Here is an 18,328-nt window from a genome sequence, read left to right as displayed (position 1 = left end):
CACACCACGTCTTTGTGGACACGAATCTAAAGCAGCCGATTTACTCTTCTTGGTTATTTTGGCTCTTCCTTTTCGTACTAATTGTGAAATTGTTGGCATATATTTCTATATAAATTTGTTTTACTCCTCGCTTTTGAGGGCTGCAAAGGTAGAAATTTATTTCTTTTTTTCAAACGTAAACTGATTAATTTTTAATTCTTTGACCAATTATTTAACATTGCACATATTTTTAGACAAATTTTTCCGTTAGCTTTGGAGTTGCTTATGCCTAACATGACCTTAAAAATAATCTCCTTTCTATTTCTTTTCGGATGGATGTCCTCATCAAGTCTTTTGGCGCAATCTTTACATCTCAAAGCTGTTGGCGCCAATGAAATCGATACGTCGCTACTTAATTCATTAGATTACCAACAGACATTTAACGACTTTAACTCACTTGAAACGGAAGTGAATTCCATCGCAAATTCCTTAACTCATCTAGGATATTTGGAAAGTAAATTTGTCCATCTTGATAAAGAAAATGATTCTTCTTTTGTGGCAAAATATATTTTGGGCGATCGATATAAAAGGGCAAGAATCCATTTTGACCGTGATTTTGATCCAAAAATCCTCAAATTAATCTCCAATACCATTACGGATAATTATTTTGAAGTAGAAGTCGCCACTTTAGAGGCATCACTTAAAACACTGAATGCCGAAATTGCCAATTCAGGAGATCCTTTTTTAACTTTGCAACTTACCAATATTAGAAAAGAAGAGGGTGTTTTGTACGCCGATTTAAAAATTGTAGAACACCAGCAAAGGACCATCGACACCATCATCGTTAAAGGCTACGAGAAATTTCCAAAATCTTATGTCAAGCGCTATCTAAAGATTAAAAGGAAGCAAGTCTTCAATTTAAACACTATCAGAGAAAAAACAGAAGCTTTGGAAAACCTACAATTTGCCGCCCAAATAAAAGATCCGGAGGTGCTTTTCACTAAAGATTCTACCTTATTATATATCTATTTAGAAAAGCTAAAAAGCAATACGTTTGATGGGTTCCTGGGTTTTGGCACGAACACTGAAACCGATAAACTGGAATTTGATGGCTATCTCAACCTCAACATGGTCAATAATCTCAATTATGGTGAATCGTTCAGGTTACTTTACAAAAGCGATGAAAGCGAGCAAAAAACCTTTGACGTAAGAACCAAACTCCCCTATATATTAGGTTCTCCAATTGGGGTGCAATTAGGTCTCCATATTTTTAAAAAGGATTCTTCTTTTGTTACCACCACACAGATGGCCAAGCTGGATTATCAATTCAATCCAAAGAACAGTCTGGCATTGGGCATTAACACCCAAGCATCTACCAATTTATTGGACAACCCTATTTTAACCATAAATGATTTTAAATCTACCTTTTACAACCTAAGCTATAATCATACTAAGCCACAACGCTATGATATGTTGTTCCCGCTCAATTTTCTATTTGACCTATCCGGAGGTGTGGGCAAAAGGACCATTGAAAATACTGGTCAATCCCAAACCAAATTTGAATTGAATACCTTCAAAATAGTCAATCTCAATCTCAGGAACAGTTTTTATGGCCAAATCAGTGCTGCAGTTTTAGATTCTGACACCTATATTGAAAACGAGTTGTTTCGGTTTGGTGGTATCAACTCAATCAGAGGTTTTGAAGAGAACAGTCTGATTGCCAATTTATACGCGGTCTTTAACACCGAATATCGCTATAGAGTTTCAAACAGCCTCTACGTTAATTCCATTATTGACCTAGCATATTATGAAAATCAACTTCTTGACATTAGAAGCAAACTAATAGGCTTGGGATTTGGTTTTGGTATCCTTACACAAGCCGGACTTTTTAAATTGAACTACAGCAACGGCAGCTCAGAAAATCAAGCTATAAAGCTTTCAAATTCCAAGATCCATATCAGTCTGTCGGCAATGTTTTAAGATTTCTAGAATTAATGGGACGTTTTTTACAAGTACAGTTATATTATTAAATGAGCTCTATTTGTTCATCCTTCTGACCAGAGGTTACTATTTCCTTTACTATCATCAGCTTCATAGTAATTTTTCCAGCCAGACTTTTCTTTCCAATTCAAAACTTCAAATTGAATTTTTAAACTTAGTGACAGTATTTGTCCATTCCAAGGTCAAGACGATCATACTTTGGGCGCAGATACAAAGGTTTTACTTAGAAAACAAGTAAAAAAAACGCCACCTCTACGATTTATGTAAATCTCATTAAACCATTCCTTGCGGGGATTTAATGCATAAAGATTAGGAAAATCTCAAATTTTATGAATTTTTTGTTGGTTTGTTAACTTTTTATTAGGACTTTTGAGTCAGGCTAATTCAAATTAATTTAAATATGAGAACACAATTTCGTGTAATTCTAACACTTTTGATAGTGTTAGTCGTTCATACGTCGTATGCGCAAGACAAAGTGGTTTCGGGAACCATAACGGACCAATCAGGTTTGCCCCTTCCCGGAGTTAACATTATTGTAAAGGGGACAACTAATGGAACCCAAACCGATTTTGATGGAAAGTATTCCATCAATGCCAACACAGGTGACATTCTTTCCATTACTTATGTAGGGCTCAAAGCCCAAGAGGTTACAGTAGGATCCTCCAACTTGATCAACGTGACGATGAAGGAAGATGCTGCATTGCTTGATGAAGTGGTTATTACAGCACTTGGTGTAAGCCGTGATAAAAAATCTCTCGGATATTCCGTTCAAGATTTGGGAGGAGAGGAAATCAACAAAACTAAACCAACCAATGCACTTGGCTCACTATCTGGGAAAGTTGCTGGTGTTTCTGTTTCTACTCCTACTGGAGGTTTGGGTGGTTCTACTCGAATCTTACTTAGGGGAGCAAGTTCCGTGACAGGAGAAAATAGACCGCTTATTGTTGTTGACGGTATTCCGTTGGACAATAGTAATTACAACTCTACAGGTGCACAGACCGGTGGTGGAGGTCGTGATTATGGTGATGCCTCTTTTGACATCAACCCTAGTGATGTTGAGAATGTAAGCGTTCTTAAAGGTGGAGCTGCTGCTGCACTTTACGGATCTAGAGGTTCAAATGGGGTGATTCTTATCACCACTAAATCAGGTAAAAAAGGCAAAGCTGAAGTCACGGTAAATTCGGGCATCACTTTCGATCATGTCAGCACCTTACCTAAAATCCAAAAACTATATGGGGGCGGTGCTGGTAATCCAGATACTTTCGAACAATCGGTTTTTGATACCGCTATTATTAACGGTACCGAATATAACATTGTTGATTATGGTACAGATGAATCATGGGGGCCAATCTACGACCCAAACAAACTTGTTTTGCACTGGGACAACTTAGATCCTTCATATCCAGAAGACTATTTAAAACCACGACCATGGATGTATCCTAAAAACGATAAAGATGCTTTCTTCAATACTGGAGTCACCTTAAATACAGGGGTTGCTTTTACTCAAGGTTCTGAGAACTCAAATATGAGAATTTCTTTGAACAATTCCCAACAAGAAGGTATTGTTCCCAACACTAGGTTAGACAGAACTACTGTGAATATGAATGGGATGTCACAAATTACCGATAAATTAAAAGTAAACGGTAGTGTCAATTTAACAATTACAGATGGTTTTAACCGACCAGCAACTGGGTATACTGGCGAAGGTGTCGTTCAACAACTATATCAATTTGGTCAAACCCAATTGGATTATGAACGTTTGAAAAAATATTTGAGACCTGATGGATCTCAAAGATCTTGGAATATCGTAGGAGTAGATAATCGCGACCCATTATATTCTGACAATCCATATTGGACACTTAACGAGAATATCTCAACGGATAAGCGAACACGTTGGTATGGAACTTTTGGTACTCAATATAACTTTACTGACAATCTTTATGCAGTAGCGAATTTGTATATTGATACCTATAGTTTACGTATTACTAATAGAAGAGCCATCGGCTCAGTCGATCAATCTTTCTATTCAAATGCCGATAGAACCTTTCAAGAAATAAACTACGAAGGTAGATTACATTATGACGACAGCTTTATAGGCGATAAATTGACCCTTAATGCTTTTGTGGGTGTCAATAGAAGAGATAATGAGACGCACAGAGTTTCAGCAGAAACCCAAGGTGGTTTGGCAACTCCAGGTATTTACTCATTAAACAATTCAAGCGATCCGCTTTTAGTGACGCAGTTTGACTCCAATAAAAGAATAAATAGTGTTTTTGGTTCTGCGTCTTTCGGCTATGCTGGGATAGTATATATTTCTGGAACATTTAGAAATGACTGGTCTTCAACTTTACCTGCAGAAAACAATTCCTATTTTTATCCTTCTCTTAATGGTAGTTTTGTATTTAGTCAACTTATTGACGCAGACTGGTTGAGCTTCGGAAAAATTCGTGGTGGCTACGCTCGTGTTGCCAGTGATACTGATCCTTATCAGTTACAAAACACATTTACATCACGTTCACCATTTGGACCAAATGGCTCACTCATTCGATATGAAAATGATGAAGTCAAAAGAAATCCAAATTTAACACCTGAGTTCACTGATACCAGAGAGGTCGGACTTGAAATGTCATTTTTTCAAAGACGTTTAGGTTTTGATTTGACCTATTATGACCAGACGACATCAGAATTAATTACCTCAGTACAATTAGATCCTGCAACAGGTTATAATTCCGTATTTACAAATGGTGGTAAGCTTTCAAACAAAGGTTTTGAGGCATTAGTAAATATTTCACCAATTAGCAATGACAATTTTAGTTGGGATTTCACTTTCAATTTTGCAAAAAATGAAAATAAATTGATAGAGCTCATTCCAGGTGTAAATTCTCTTAGACTGGCAACATACCCATTTAATGGTGTTACTTTAAATGCTGTTGTTGGTGAAGCATATGGACAAATTAGAGGTACCAACTATGTTTTCGACTCTGAAGGAAATAAAGTGGTTGGCGCAAACGGAAGTTATCTGGAGACCAGAAATGTTGAAAATCTTGGTTCCGTACTGCCGGACTATAATATGGGCTTTAGAAATTCCTTTACTTATAAAGGAATTAACTTAGGTGTGTTGGTTGATGTCCAAAAGGGAGGGGTATATCGCTCTCTAACCAATCTTTGGGGTCATTATTCAGGTATATTGGAAGAAACGGCAGCAAACAACATTCGGGTTGATGGGGTCGTCAACCAAGGTGTGACAGGAGATGTCACTTATAATACCGACGGTACATATACAGTAACCAATACAGCGCCGAACACACAAGCAATTCCAGCTCAAGCTTGGGGTTCAGATTTCTATTTTGGAAACGATGCACAGAACATTTTTGATGCAAGCTACGTAAAACTTCGTGAAGTTACTTTAAGCTACACTTTGCCTAAAAAAGTAATGAATGACTTCGTTGCCGTTACACTGTCCTTATATGGAAGGAACCTAGCAACTTGGGGATTGGATAACAATAATTTTGATCCTGAATCTACTACTGGTGGCAGCGGTAACATACAAGGTTCAGAAGGTGGTGCACTGCCATCTACTCGCTCATTAGGATTTAACGTAGAATTAAAATTTTAAAAAGTCATGAAAAGAATACTTACTATAACCCTATTCGTATCAGCACTCATAATGACGTCGTCATGTGATGATGGTCTAGAAGAATTGAATGAAAATCCTAATAATCCAGAATTTGTATTGACCAATACTATTTTCAACTACGGGACTAAACGCTATAGCGATATTACCCGCGATGAATTTAATATGGGACGTTTGGATTTAAACTGGATGGAATATTTTGGCCAAACCGCCTATGCTGATGAAGATCGCTATTTATATCGTGAAACTTCAGCTACCAGCATTTACCAAAACTCATATTTTATTGCTACAGAATTTAAAACAATTATTGATTTAAATTTAGATCCTGAAACAGCTCCAATAGTTGCCTCAGTAGGAAATAATGAAAACCAAATCGCCGCTTCACGTATTATGCTCGCTTGCATTTTCAGTGATCTTACAAACTTTTTTGGCGATGTTCCTTATTATTCTTATGGCACAGATGACCCAGATTTTCAAGCCCTACAGGTTGATGAAATAAAATCGCCTGTATTTGCATCACAACAAAAAATATATGCAGATATCCTCAAAGAATTAAGAGAATCTGCAGATATGATTAACGTAGAGGAACCTGTATTTACAAAAGGAGATAATATTTTTAACGGGGATGCTCTAAAATGGAAAAAATTTGCAAATAGCTTAATACTAAGAATCGCAAACAGATTGAAAGGCGTCGATGCTGGTACTGCTAATAGCGCCATAGCCGCTGCAATAGCATCTGGTATTATGACTTCCAATGATGACAATGCAATCCAATTGTACGAAACATCTGATGCTAATGCTTCACCTTTTTGGGTCGCATTTATTGGTAGAACGGATTTTGCTGTTGCAGCTCCATTTGTTGATTTATTAAAAGGTAAAACAGGAAAATATGGTGCTGATCCACGTCTTTTTGAAATGGTAGCTCCAAAAGAAGCTAGTATTAATAGCATAAAAGCCGGTGATTATGAGACCAGCCTAGATCAAAACGATTATCAAGGTATACCTTTTGCTTTCCCAGTTACTAATCTTTTACCGCGAAGTACTTATTCGTACATGAGCAGTAAAGTGTTACGACCAGATTTCGGGAGTGTATTGATGGAATATGCGGAAGTACAATTCCTACTTTCAGAAATTAACAACTTCGATCAAACCGCCTACGAAAATGGTGTACGTGCATCTATGGAAAAATGGGGTGTCCCTACTGCAAAAATTGACGCTTTTGTGGCTAATTTGCCAGCGGCAAATTTGGAAAATGTCATTACCCAAAAGTATGTTGCTCTTTATATGCAAGCGCATGAAGCTTGGGCTGAGTATAGAAGAACTGGATTTCCTAATACAGACATCCTACTTCTACCAGGTGAATCATACACCTTACCTCCAGACCAAGCGGCGGCGTCTAAACTTACCACATATGAATTTAAAGCTGCTCCTAATTCTACAGACTTGCCATTTAGAATTCGTTATCCTCAAACGTTACAAACGCTTAACGGTGAAAACCTTTCTAATGCAATTTCTAAATTACCGAATGGAGATACAATTTTAAGTAAATTATTCTGGGACGTAAATTAATCTAATTTACCTACTTAAATTTTGAAAAACCTCTTGAGCTTTATGTTCAAGAGGTTTTTTTATTTCTTGTATTTGAAACCAAGCCCTAATAATTTCTATTAGTTTTGTAGTGCTAGTTAAATCCAAAGTATTTAATATGAAACGAAAATTACTTATCACCTTACTCCTATTGTCAAACCTTACATTTTCTCAAAATACGGTTGGCACTATTCTTAATACCCAGGACGCTTATGACGGCTATACACTTTTCTCGGTAGATAAATTAACCTACCTTATCAACAATTGTGGTGAAGTAATCAATTCCTGGACTAGCAACCATCCTCCAGGAAGCGCTTTTTATCTCTTGGAAGATGGCTCTTTGCTTCGTGCCTCCCGTATTGAAAACCTCAATTTCCCCTCGTTTCCAAAAGGCGGACTTATTGAGAAATACAACTGGGACGGCGATTTAACTTGGAGTTTTAAATATTCAGATGCTACAGTGGTGCAACATCATGATATTTATCCGATGCCCAACGGAAACATCTTGGTGTTGGCGTTAAAACAAATGACCTATGCCCAAGCCATTGCTGCGGGGCGTAACCCATCGTTATTAGTTGAAGACGGATTGTATGACCAACAGATTGTTGAGCTACAACCGGTGGGACCTGATAACGCCAACATTGTATGGCAATGGAACGCATCAGATCATTTGATTCAAGATTTTGACTCCAACAAAGAGAACTATGGCGAGATCAGTAGCAATCCACAACGGTTGAATATCAATTTTATAAATGAAAAATTTAAAGGTAAAAATTGGTTACATATCAACTCAATTCAGTTTGATCCTACTTTAGACCAAATAGTAATTAGTTCTCTAAATTTAAGTGAATTCTGGATTATTGACCACTCCACAACAACTCTGGAGGCGTCATCAAGTACAGGCGGCATGTATGGTAAAGGAGGCGATTTTCTATATCGATGGGGAAATCCACAAGCTTATGATCAAGGCACTGCAATTGACCGACAACTGTATGGACAACATTCCCCCCATTTCATCCAAAAAGGCCTGATGGATGAAGGAAAAATAATGGTATTCAATAATGGAGATGAAAGAACTCCTGAGTTTTCAGAAGTGCTTATCATCAATGCACCAACAAGCTCTCCGGGCAATTATAGCCTCACTAGCAATAGTGCTTATGGTCCATTAGCTCCAGATTATGCTTATTCAGATTTGAGTAATGGGACGTCAAAATTTTACTCCAGAATCGTTAGTGGCGCACAAAGACTTCCAAATAATAACATTCTCATTTGTCAGGGTAGTGCTGGAAGGTTGTTCGAAATTGATGAAAACGAGCATATCGTTTGGGAATATATCAATCCAGTGAATTCAAATACTGGAGCGATTGTCGATCAAGGTTCTTCTGCCTTAAGCAATCTTGTTTTTAGAGCCTATAAATATGGCAAGGATTACCCAGCTTTCGTTGGGAAAGATCTTACACCAAAAGCACCTATTGAAGGCAACCCAGATTTAAGCAATTGTACGCTTCTCAATCTTAAGGACGATCAATTTACAGACTTAAAAATCCATCCAAATCCCGTTCACTCCTATCTCAACATCAATTCAACAAAGCCCATTGACAAAATTGAAATTTTCGATATTTTAGGAGTTCAAGTAGGAAGGTCCACTCAGGGTGGTTCTCTCGATTTATCTACCTATAAAAGTGGAGTATATATCCTAAAGATCTACTCCAGTAATGCAAGTATTAACAGGAAAATTATAAAGCAATAGTAAATTGGCTATTCTTAATCAAACCTGATCAAACTAAGACGGTAATTTTATACCTTTGCACCCATGGAACACGAAACAACTATTTTTGGAATCAGAGCGGTTATTGAAGCGATTAAATCTGGTGAAAACATTGATAAAATATTTTTACAAAAGGGATTGCGCGGCGATTTATCTACAGAATTGGAGACACTTTTACATAAGGAACGTTTGAACTTTTCTTATGTACCTGTTGAAAAACTCAACCGATTGACCACTAAGAACCATCAAGGCGTTGTGGCACAAATTGCACCGATCAGCTTCTACCCGTTGGAAGAATTGGTCAGCAATGTCCTGGAATCAGGCAAAACACCCCTATTTTTATTATTGGATCAGATCAGTGATGTTCGAAATTTTGGTGCGATTATCAGAACTGCAGAATGTACTGGAGTTTCAGGAATCATCATCCAGAAAAAAGGTGGTGCTCCGGTTAATGGCGATACCATTAAGACAAGTGCCGGTGCCATTTTCAAAATTCCAATCTGCAAGGTAGATCATATTAAGGATGCCGTTTTTTATATGCAGGCGTCAGGCATTAAAGTAATTGCTGCTACTGAAAAGACAGATCAAAATCTTTACGATGTCTCCTTTACGGAACCTTGTGCAATAATCATGGGATCTGAAGGGAAAGGCATCAATCCTTCCATTTTGAAAATTGTTGATGAGAAAGCTAAGTTGCCCATTTTAGGTGACATTGAATCCTTGAACGTTTCTGTGGCCTGTGGTGCGTTTTTGTATGAAGTGGTAAGACAAAGGATTTAAATTAGGGATAAGGCATTAGGGATTTGGGATTAGATGTGAGGGATTAGGGGTGGTTGATTGGGAACTTCGCGTTTCCGAATCTACCTATTCCAACCTTAATCTAGACCAGAAAAGGGAGCAGATTTCAGAAACGAATAAAACTCAAATTACAAATAGTATGACCTAATCGAGGGGTTGTAACTATTCCAATGTCTCTTTTTTAATATTTTCCTTATAAATATAATTGACTTTAGGTCCGCTATATTTTTTATCGTTTATAATCTCATCATCAATTTCATCTTCAACTTCATCTTCAACTTCATCTTCAACTTCATTTGCCTTTCGATCCGGTAGGTGGCCGACCCCCTCTTCCATTTCTAAATTTTCAATAAAGTTGCCGTTTTCGTCAAAATGTCTTAAAAACGGATCGTCGTCTTCATTATACTGTGGTTCTTGCCAGACGTAGCGCTCTGGTTTGGCAATAGCTTTCCGGAAGATAATGGCAAATAGCAACCCAGTTATGAATCCGCCCAAATGCCCTTCCCAAGACATGCCATCCTTAATGGGAAGCACATACCAAATCATACTGCCGTATAAGAAAATGATCATCAGTGACAAGGCTACCAATCGGAAATGTTTGGCAAAAATGCCTTTAAAAAAGATAAAGCTGACCAATACGTAAATGAGCCCACTGGCACCAATATGATTTGACGGCCTTCCAATAGTCCAAGTGATCAATCCAGAAAGCAGAATGCCATAAAGCAATACTTTCCAAGCAATTGGTCTGTAAAAATAAAATAAGGCCATGGTCAAGATGACCAGTGGAATGCTATTATGGTAGATATGTTCAATATTGGAATGGATGAGCGGACTCAACACAATGCCACGTAAACCAATCAGGGTTTCCGGGACGATACCCCAGGTTTTGATGATCGGAAAAAAACGGACCTGCAACCAGAACACAACCCAAATGAGCATTAAAAAAAAGATGGGATATGCTACAACGCTTGTTGAATACCTGAAATGTTGTTGATTGCTCATGGTTAAATTTAAAGGTTTCTTATCAAATTCGTATCCATTTGATCGAAATATGAAACATTGTCACGTTTTTGCATGAGTGATGGAGCGGTTTGTTTGAAATCCTTTTTGTTTTTTTTCAAAACAAAAAGATTGAGCCGCGAGAGCACGACTTTTTTGTCCTTCACAAAAAAGGCATGCCCAAAAATTAGAGATGAGGATATAGTTTATTAACAACATGGTAATTTTAGTATCAAGTTCACTTCGCTGTTAACTCTGCTCTGTTTAAATTTATTAAAATACCCATTAATACAAGGATCATTTCCACACTATTAAATTCATCGAGACCTACTGTCTTACAATAGTCTATTAGTAAATTAATTATTTCGCAAGAATTCATGTAATTTTGCATTATGAACGCACCATTGGCAGAACGACTAAGACCACAATACTTAAAGGACTATTTGAGTCAATCTCATTTGATTGGCGATAAAGGCGTATTGACGCAACACATTAAACAGGGCATTATTCCGTCCATGATATTTTGGGGACCTCCTGGAACGGGAAAAACGACCTTGGCCAATATTATTGCCAATGAGTCCAACCGGCCATTTTACAAGCTGAGCGCCATCAATTCGGGGGTCAAGGACATCAGAGAGGTCATTGACAAGGCGAAGCACAGTGGTGGGTTGTTTACCGCTAAAAATCCGCTTTTGTTTATCGACGAGATCCATCGTTTTAGCAAATCCCAACAGGATTCGTTGTTGGAAGCAGTTGAAAAAGGTTGGGTCACGCTCATTGGCGCCACCACTGAAAACCCGAGTTTTGAGGTCATTCCTGCCCTTCTCTCCCGATCTCAGGTGTATGTTCTCAATTCGTTTGACAAAAAAGATTTGGAAGCGCTGTTGCATCGTGCCATCACGGAAGACGAACTGCTATCCAAACGCGATATCCAGCTCCAGGAAACCGAGGCCTTATTGCGACTTTCAGGTGGCGATGCCCGGAAACTCTTGAATATTTTTGAGCTGATCATCACCTCTTATGATGACGACGAAAAAATAGTGATTACCAATGAGGCCGTACTGCAAAAAGTACAGAGCAATACGGTGCGCTATGACAAAACTGGGGAGCAGCATTACGATATTATTTCAGCATTCATTAAATCAATACGTGGCAGTGATCCAAACGCAGCAGTGTACTGGTTGGCGCGAATGATTGAAGGTGGTGAGGATGTTAAATTTATTGCACGACGCTTGCTCATTTTGGCCAGTGAAGATATTGGCAACGCGAATCCAACGGCATTGGTAATGGCAAATACCACGTTTCAGGCTGTTTCGGTCATTGGACATCCGGAATCTCGCATTATATTAAGTCAGTGTGCAACCTATTTGGCGACGTCTCCAAAAAGCAATTCTGCTTATGAGGCTATTGGGAGAGCGCAACAATTGGTTAAGCAAACGGGTGATTTATCCGTGCCATTATCTGTACGGAATGCCCCCACAAAACTCATGAAGGAATTGGGTTATGGCGATAATTATCAATACGCCCATAGCTATGAAAACAACTTTGCGCCACAAGAGTTTCTCCCTGAAGAAATCAAAAACACCAAACTTTATAATCCCGGAAATAATGCCAGGGAAAACTCGCAACGCGAATTCTTAAAACAGCGATGGAAGGACAAGTATGGGTATTAGAGGAATTAGGAATTAGAAAAGCAATATAGATAAAACCCCGAGGCACGAAAAGCGCATCGGGGTTTTTTACTTTGTAAATAACTTTAGTTATTAGTTGAACTTCACATTAAGTGTTTTCATGGAAACGCCAGAGTCACTGGCTTTTGAGACAATCCAAGAATTGTTCATTTTATAGACAATGGCGTCTTGGCCTTTAACGATATATACATCTTCCTTACCCGAAAATACCAGATGATACAGCACTTTAGAAGAGGCGTCTGTAATTGTGTACCCGTTTTCAACAGGGTTTGCAAATAAGGTTTGAATACTTTCATCAGATTTAGTTTCTTTCTTTAAGGTTTCTGCAAGTACTATTTCAGCGGCATTCTGTCCTGATTGATTCTCTTTTACCTGAATATTGACGCGTTCTTGATCAGATGAGGCTTTTACCTGAGCTGCTGCTTGTGCCTCTGCTTGCTGACGTTCCATTTCCTTGAGTGCCGCTACCTCTCTTTTTAAACGGTCAATTTCTTCTTGAGCTTTCGGATTTTCTACATTCTGATTAGGTAAGCCCGTAGATTGTTGGGTGATTTGAGAACTTGGTTGATAGGTGTAATCCAAATTTTCAAAACTCTTAAAGGCATCTCTTATAGCAAGATTATAGACCTTATTGTAGTCTTTTTCACGTGATTCTCCAATCTCTGAAGACTTTACCACTTTGTTGTTGCAGTCCTTTAAGTGGATCTGTAATTTGGTGTTAAGGAACGCTTTGTGTTTTTCAACGTCGGCGTACAAGCCAAGACAACGGTTACTGTTCAAATCTGCAGGAAATTCTTCATCTGCCATAAGGGTTTTAAATCCTTGTTTTTCAAATAAAAACTTGGTTAATGAGTTGATTTGGTATTGATCAGGTTCATTCAAAAAATTATAGGAGGTTGGTATGATGACATATTTATAAGCATTGACGCTTTCTTGTGAGGTCCCCTTAAAGTTGAACAATATTAAAAAGGCACATAGTGTAAAAATGGATTTCATAGGATGTTTGGATATATTAATTTGATTATAAAGATACAATAAAGTTAGAAATTATAATTAAGGTCATCATGCAATTAGCGCAAAGACATCTGTCACGACGTATAAAAAACAACATTTTAAAACAAGCTAAATCCTACCCTCTTTTTAGAATTATTTTTAAAAAACTCTTATCATGATTATACTATGCCATTTAAAACGCCCTTTTACAGAATGGTTTTGAAAACTAGTGATGATTACAGGTATTTTTTAAGTTGCGATAAATGTTTCACTTGCTTGATGTGTGGCTCCGTTTGGTCATTTCTGTAATTAAAAAATATCGCGTCATACCCCACGTTTAGCGCACCCAAAATGTCGGCTTCGTAATTATCGCCAATCATGATGCTTTCTTTCGGTTGTGCTTTTGCAAGATTGAGCGCATAGTCAAATATAATGGGATTTGGTTTTTTGACCCCGGCAATTTCAGCATTGGTAACTGTTTTAAAGTAAGAAGAAATCTCGGAGGCTTTCATCTTTTTCATTTGCGCCTCTTCAAAACCATTGGTGATGATATGCAATTGGTATTTGGGCTGTAAATACTGCAACAGCTCAAGTGTGCCTTCAAAAAGATGGCTGAAGGTGGACAGAAATTCAATATAATCTACTGAAAGATTATGGATCAAAATGTCATCAACCGCAAAGCTAATTTCATTAAAAGTGTCGCGCAGTCGGCCATAACGCAACTCAATTTTATCAATTTCGTCGTTTCTATAGCGCTTCCAATACCTCAAATTTACGGGTTCATAAACCTCTAAAAAGGTCTCCAAGCTGATATCCACCTGATGCTTTTTGAAAATTTTATCAAAGGTCAACGCAGAATTTTTATCAAAATCCCAAAGCGTATGATCCAAATCAAAAAAAACGTGTTTGATAGCTTTAATCTTCATGTTCTGACTCTAATACCATTCTAAATAATTCCCTGAACCCTTTCCATCGGTCCAAATCACTAAACGCATAATTATGAAATACTGGCACAAAAGTGCCATTGACGTTTTTTACTTCCCGAATAACCCGCAGGAGATCCTCTTTTTTATCAAGAAGCGACTGTCTTTTTAACAGTGCGTAATCTACGCAATGAAACGGATTGATCTGTAAGGGAGTTTGCACTTCATAATCTAGATCATAAAATTGAAACGGGGTGCAGGTTCCTGCTCTAAATCCAATATGGTTGATGTATCCCATTGTGAAATCTTGCTTGATTTCCAATTCGATCAAATTTCTGTAGGTTTCAGGTAAATTCAACTTGGAAAATGAATGTCTGGAAGCTTCCAATGGATAGTTTGTGGTGGCTTCCAATGTTCGCTTTTCATGTTTGAGCATTTCCTTATCATCCAATGCCAAATACGACACTTTCAATCCCACCTTGCAATAATCGGCCACATATTTAATGAGCGATACAAATTTCTTTTTATTGATGTTGATGTTCTTGTCATAAGTTGAATATTCGCCAATCAAGAAAAACACGATAAACTTATTTGGGGTTTGTTTTTGTTTGGTCACAATCCATTTAAACGTATCATAAGGATCACGTTTAAAACCAGCCAAAGCTTGAAAACGTCGGTAAAATTGTTTTATTTTCAAACTGAACAAATCACTTATGGTGCCCCCAAAAGTTCTTAGCAACCCTTTCTCTTTAAAATAATAGGCAACTGGCACGTCAATAACGGGTTGGATGCTATACTTTTTTATTGGAAACTCAAAATCTGGAAACTGCGCTTGCAGAATGGCTTTAAATTTATAGGCCCAAATATCCACCACGGGTTGGTGCAGAAATCCTTCATTGAACGCTAAACTTTCGGTAGCCAAGAAACGGCCATAATCGTCTTTTACGTGCGGTAAATATTCTTCATACCTGCTCAACAAATAAAATGTTGCTGCAAAAATATCAAATGGTAGACTGCTTTTATCAGAAGTTGAAAAAAAGCATTTTGTAATTCCCCAATCCTGAACATGAATTTCCACATCAGATATACCTTGCTCAAATAAAAGCTCATGGCTTCTAACAAACAACTCGCTGCTCAAGGGCTGTTTTGTATAGGAGATTTTCATGCTGTCATGAGCAATAAATTCCTCAACCGTAGTTGTAAAACTCACGGGAACCCCTAAGATACGCGAACTGATATGCCGGAAGGCATAGGTTAATCTTGGGGTGATTTTATGGGTGTAAACTAATAGCATTTCAGTATTCAGTATTCAGTGTTCAGTGTTCCCGCCTCCGCAAATAATGCGGCGGGGCAGGGAGTCATCTGTCATTGTTTTCCGTTTCAAGCCTCCTAAAGCATGCCCTCATCGGCAAAACTAAAATAGGCATTCTCAGTAATGATCAAATGGTCCAAAACTTTAATGTCGAGACTCTCTCCTGCACTTTTTAATTTTTTCGTAATTTGTTTATCGGCCTCACTTGGCTTTAAGGTTCCTGATGGATGGTTATGTGCCAAAATTATACCAACCGCTCCAACTTCAAGCGCCATTTTAAGCGCCAATCTCACATCCACCAAAGTTCCGGTTATGCCACCCTTGCTCAGTTGATTTTTTTGAAGCACTTTATTGGAATTGTTCAAATAGACGATCCAGAACTCCTCGTGACCCAATTCGCCAATAATGGGCTGCATGAGTTCAAAAACCGATTGGCTTGAATCAATTTTATGTTGTTGAAGTGCTTCTTCTCCCCTACGCCTTCTACCCAATTCTAGGGCGGCAATGATTGTAATGGCTTTTGCCTCACCAATCCCCTTAAATTCCGTCAATTGTTTGATGGATAATTTACCTAAAGCATTTAAATTGTTATTGGCACTTGCCAAGATCCGTTTGCAAAGTTCTACGGCGCTTTCGTTTCTGTTTCCCGAACCAATTAAGATGGCTACCAATTCGGCATCACTCAAGATCGCTTTTCCTTTATCTCTTAATTTCTCTCGAGGCTGATCGTCCTGTGACCAGTTCTTTATGGAAAATGAAGGTTGTTTTTCTGACATGGGCGCCAAATGGATTATAAGTGGTTATAAAGTTAGCATTAATTGCAGAAGCACTACATTTTGGTTATAAAAATTAGGCAATATTCATCAAAGAAAAGATAAAAATTGTAAATTTAAGAACCAATTCATTAATTGCTATAAGATGCAAACGCTATTTGACAAAAAAGCACATCAAGAAATTTTGAACCGCCTTGATCGATTATCAGAAAACTCTAAGCCTAGTTGGGGTAAAATGGATGTGGCACAAATGGTAAAACACTGTCAAATGCCCTTACTGGTTGCCACTGGAAAAATGGAGCTTACTGAAAAGGTAGGTTTTTTAAAAAAAACAGTGTTGAAGCTTTACAAACCAATTCTTTATAATGATAAACCTTGGCCCGAAAGTGTCACCACACCCAAAGATTTCAAAGTAACGGAGCCGCAGGTTTTTGATACGGAAAGAGAACAATTGAAAACAACCATTAACGAATTCCATGATAAAGCCTTAAATATGCATTGGCCGAAACATCCTTATTTTGGAAGCTTTAGCACTGATCAATGGGGCAGAATGCAATACAAACATTTAGACCATCATTTTAGGCAGTTTGGGGTATGAGTTTTTTGAGTTATTAGTTATGAGCTATGAAAGATTTAAAACTTAGGATAAAATTTAGGGAAATCGTATGCTAACTTCTTTCTGCAGAGTGATCACTTTGCAATCATGTAAAAAGCCGTCTATTCAAAAGAATAATCCTAAGGTGTCGGAATTATTTTAACAGCTTGTTTTTCGAATTTGATCTTAAAATCCCAATCTTTCAGAACCTTCACACATTGATATAATTTTAATAGATTTACAAAAGTTACCGAAGGATGAGTTGTTTCTGGTTTCCCGCCTCTGGAAAAGCTTCGTATGGATGGGCTGGTTTCTAAAAATAACACAAAAGAAGTACGAATTTAAAATAATTATCCCCAAGTAAAGGGAGCGGCTTTGCAGGAAAACGCATGAATTATCCACCAAAACAACATCAGGACGACGATCATGAGCATATGATTGAAGTAATTAAGGCCTATCCCCTGGCGATACTTATCTCGGTAAAGGACCATGTGCCCTTGATTTCACATTTACCCTTAATTTATTCTGAAGGAAAACTGATTGGCCATTTGGATAAATATAACCCACAGGCCGAATTACTGAAAGATTCCAACAATGTTACGATCATATTTTCTGGACCTCAATGTTATATTTCCCCAAGTATTTACAGCACGATACAATTACCAACCTGGAATTATATTACGGTTCACCTCAAGGGCATCGTCAAAGAAATCACTGACAAGAAGGTTGTTATGCAGTCCATGATTGACATGACCTCATTATTGGAGGCACCTGAGCACAAATACCGATTAGCCCTTGACAATCCGAGAATGGCGCAATTTATTAGTTATGTTAGAGGTTTCGAAATTGACATCACCCATTGGGAAGGTAAATTTAAGCTTTCACAAGACAAAAAACCTAGCGATATTGAAAGTGCAAGAAATGAATTGATACGCGCCAATCAGGAGAGTATCACGACTTTTTTAGATCAAGTGTTTTAAATAAGCCACTTCGAGGAAGATCGCATTTGCCATTCAAATTTTAAAAAAAATCACGTTCCATATTCCAAAAAATATTATAAATCGGAGCAATTCTCGAGAATTAAACCCGCAATGAGGAATTAAATGGATTTCCAACTACAAAACGCGTTCCATTTGGATAGGACGGACAAAGTGAACCACTTGCAGCGGATGAAAGTGAGCATAGCAAAATAAGTGCTCAAAATCGATTCATTTGTGGTTAAATTTAGTGATTATCTTTTAATTTTTTGCGCATAGATTCTCCTTTAATATCTAT

13 protein-coding genes and 1 pseudogene are annotated in these 18,328 nt (G+C 37.8%); 8 read left to right on the top strand and 6 right to left on the bottom strand.

Annotated elements, in window-relative coordinates; translation table 11 throughout:
• Positions 1-99: pseudogene (locus VLZ86_RS09790) on the bottom strand (30S ribosomal protein S12); the annotation flags it as partial.
• Positions 100-273: 174 nt separating this feature from the next.
• On the opposite strand from VLZ86_RS09790, the gene VLZ86_RS09785 reads away from it, so the two are divergent.
• The 5 genes from VLZ86_RS09785 (at position 274) to rlmB (ending at position 9,749) form a co-directional block, all read left to right on the top strand.
• A complete protein-coding gene (locus VLZ86_RS09785; RefSeq protein ID WP_325450814.1) occupies positions 274-1,959 on the top strand; it encodes a BamA/TamA family outer membrane protein in 1,686 nt (561 codons plus the stop codon).
• 421 nt (positions 1,960-2,380) lie between these two features.
• A complete protein-coding gene (locus VLZ86_RS09780; RefSeq protein ID WP_325450812.1) occupies positions 2,381-5,596 on the top strand; it encodes a SusC/RagA family TonB-linked outer membrane protein in 3,216 nt (1,071 codons plus the stop codon).
• 6 nt (positions 5,597-5,602) lie between these two features.
• Positions 5,603-7,183 (top strand): SusD/RagB family nutrient-binding outer membrane lipoprotein, encoded by a 1,581-nt coding sequence (locus VLZ86_RS09775; RefSeq protein ID WP_325450810.1) that lies wholly within the window; start codon positions 5,603-5,605, stop codon positions 7,181-7,183.
• A 136-nt stretch (positions 7,184-7,319) separates the two neighbouring features.
• Positions 7,320-8,951, top strand: coding sequence for an aryl-sulfate sulfotransferase (locus VLZ86_RS09770; RefSeq protein WP_325450808.1), 1,632 nt, complete (start codon positions 7,320-7,322; stop codon positions 8,949-8,951).
• Positions 8,952-9,014: 63 nt separating this feature from the next.
• Complete coding sequence (gene rlmB / locus VLZ86_RS09765) at positions 9,015-9,749, top strand: 23S rRNA (guanosine(2251)-2'-O)-methyltransferase RlmB (protein ID WP_325450806.1); 735 nt, start codon at positions 9,015-9,017, stop codon at positions 9,747-9,749.
• A gap of 180 nt (positions 9,750-9,929) precedes the next feature.
• Here rlmB and VLZ86_RS09760 read toward each other — a convergent pair whose 3' ends face one another.
• Positions 9,930-10,769, bottom strand: a complete 840-nt coding sequence (locus tag VLZ86_RS09760; RefSeq protein WP_325450804.1) for a rhomboid family intramembrane serine protease — start codon at positions 10,767-10,769, stop codon at positions 9,930-9,932.
• 389 nt (positions 10,770-11,158) lie between these two features.
• Between VLZ86_RS09760 and VLZ86_RS09755 the strand changes: the two genes are divergently transcribed.
• On the top strand, positions 11,159-12,439 hold the full coding sequence (locus VLZ86_RS09755) for a replication-associated recombination protein A (protein WP_325450802.1): 1,281 nt from the start codon (positions 11,159-11,161) through the stop codon (positions 12,437-12,439).
• A 90-nt stretch (positions 12,440-12,529) separates the two neighbouring features.
• Here VLZ86_RS09755 and VLZ86_RS09750 read toward each other — a convergent pair whose 3' ends face one another.
• The 4 genes from VLZ86_RS09750 to radC form a co-directional block, all read right to left on the bottom strand.
• Positions 12,530-13,453: a hypothetical protein gene (locus tag VLZ86_RS09750; RefSeq protein WP_325450800.1), complete on the bottom strand. Its 924-nt coding sequence runs from the start codon at positions 13,451-13,453 to the stop codon at positions 12,530-12,532.
• Between the two features lie 233 nt (positions 13,454-13,686).
• Positions 13,687-14,376: a YjjG family noncanonical pyrimidine nucleotidase gene (locus tag VLZ86_RS09745; protein ID WP_325450798.1), complete on the bottom strand. Its 690-nt coding sequence runs from the start codon at positions 14,374-14,376 to the stop codon at positions 13,687-13,689.
• A complete protein-coding gene (locus tag VLZ86_RS09740) occupies positions 14,366-15,667 on the bottom strand; it encodes a polysaccharide deacetylase family protein (protein ID WP_325450796.1) in 1,302 nt (433 codons plus the stop codon). The genes VLZ86_RS09745 and VLZ86_RS09740 overlap by 11 nt, the downstream gene beginning before the upstream one ends.
• A gap of 95 nt (positions 15,668-15,762) precedes the next feature.
• Positions 15,763-16,461, bottom strand: coding sequence for a RadC family protein (radC, locus tag VLZ86_RS09735; RefSeq protein ID WP_325450794.1), 699 nt, complete (start codon positions 16,459-16,461; stop codon positions 15,763-15,765).
• Between the two features lie 142 nt (positions 16,462-16,603).
• On the opposite strand from radC, the gene VLZ86_RS09730 reads away from it, so the two are divergent.
• Together VLZ86_RS09730 and VLZ86_RS09725 are read left to right on the top strand one after the other, a co-directional pair.
• Positions 16,604-17,056, top strand: a complete 453-nt coding sequence (locus tag VLZ86_RS09730; protein WP_325450792.1) for a DUF1569 domain-containing protein — start codon at positions 16,604-16,606, stop codon at positions 17,054-17,056.
• Positions 17,057-17,442: 386 nt separating this feature from the next.
• Positions 17,443-18,033 (top strand): FMN-binding negative transcriptional regulator, encoded by a 591-nt coding sequence (locus tag VLZ86_RS09725; protein WP_325450790.1) that lies wholly within the window; start codon positions 17,443-17,445, stop codon positions 18,031-18,033.
• The last annotated feature ends 295 nt before the right edge of the window (positions 18,034-18,328 follow it).

It is taken from the genome of Gelidibacter sp., from assembly GCF_035515035.1.
GTDB lineage: Bacteria > Bacteroidota > Bacteroidia > Flavobacteriales > Flavobacteriaceae > Gelidibacter.
This window is presented reverse-complemented; position numbering and strand designations above follow the sequence as displayed.

What these genes read in the sequence shown, in the direction of transcription:
- VLZ86_RS09725 (WP_325450790.1), top strand. Translation starts at nt 17,443, where the DNA reads ATGAATTATCCACCAAAACAACATCAGGACGACGATCATGAGCATATG.
- VLZ86_RS09750 (WP_325450800.1), bottom strand. Translation starts at nt 13,453, where the DNA reads ATGAAATCCATTTTTACACTATGTGCCTTTTTAATATTGTTCAACTTT.
- VLZ86_RS09780 (WP_325450812.1), top strand. Translation starts at nt 2,381, where the DNA reads ATGAGAACACAATTTCGTGTAATTCTAACACTTTTGATAGTGTTAGTC.
- VLZ86_RS09740 (WP_325450796.1), bottom strand. Translation starts at nt 15,667, where the DNA reads ATGCTATTAGTTTACACCCATAAAATCACCCCAAGATTAACCTATGCC.
- VLZ86_RS09785 (WP_325450814.1), top strand. Translation starts at nt 274, where the DNA reads ATGACCTTAAAAATAATCTCCTTTCTATTTCTTTTCGGATGGATGTCC.
- VLZ86_RS09755 (WP_325450802.1), top strand. Translation starts at nt 11,159, where the DNA reads ATGAACGCACCATTGGCAGAACGACTAAGACCACAATACTTAAAGGAC.
- rlmB (WP_325450806.1), top strand. Translation starts at nt 9,015, where the DNA reads ATGGAACACGAAACAACTATTTTTGGAATCAGAGCGGTTATTGAAGCG.
- VLZ86_RS09770 (WP_325450808.1), top strand. Translation starts at nt 7,320, where the DNA reads ATGAAACGAAAATTACTTATCACCTTACTCCTATTGTCAAACCTTACA.
- radC (WP_325450794.1), bottom strand. Translation starts at nt 16,461, where the DNA reads ATGTCAGAAAAACAACCTTCATTTTCCATAAAGAACTGGTCACAGGAC.
- VLZ86_RS09730 (WP_325450792.1), top strand. Translation starts at nt 16,604, where the DNA reads ATGCAAACGCTATTTGACAAAAAAGCACATCAAGAAATTTTGAACCGC.
- VLZ86_RS09775 (WP_325450810.1), top strand. Translation starts at nt 5,603, where the DNA reads ATGAAAAGAATACTTACTATAACCCTATTCGTATCAGCACTCATAATG.
- VLZ86_RS09760 (WP_325450804.1), bottom strand. Translation starts at nt 10,769, where the DNA reads ATGAGCAATCAACAACATTTCAGGTATTCAACAAGCGTTGTAGCATAT.
- VLZ86_RS09745 (WP_325450798.1), bottom strand. Translation starts at nt 14,376, where the DNA reads ATGAAGATTAAAGCTATCAAACACGTTTTTTTTGATTTGGATCATACG.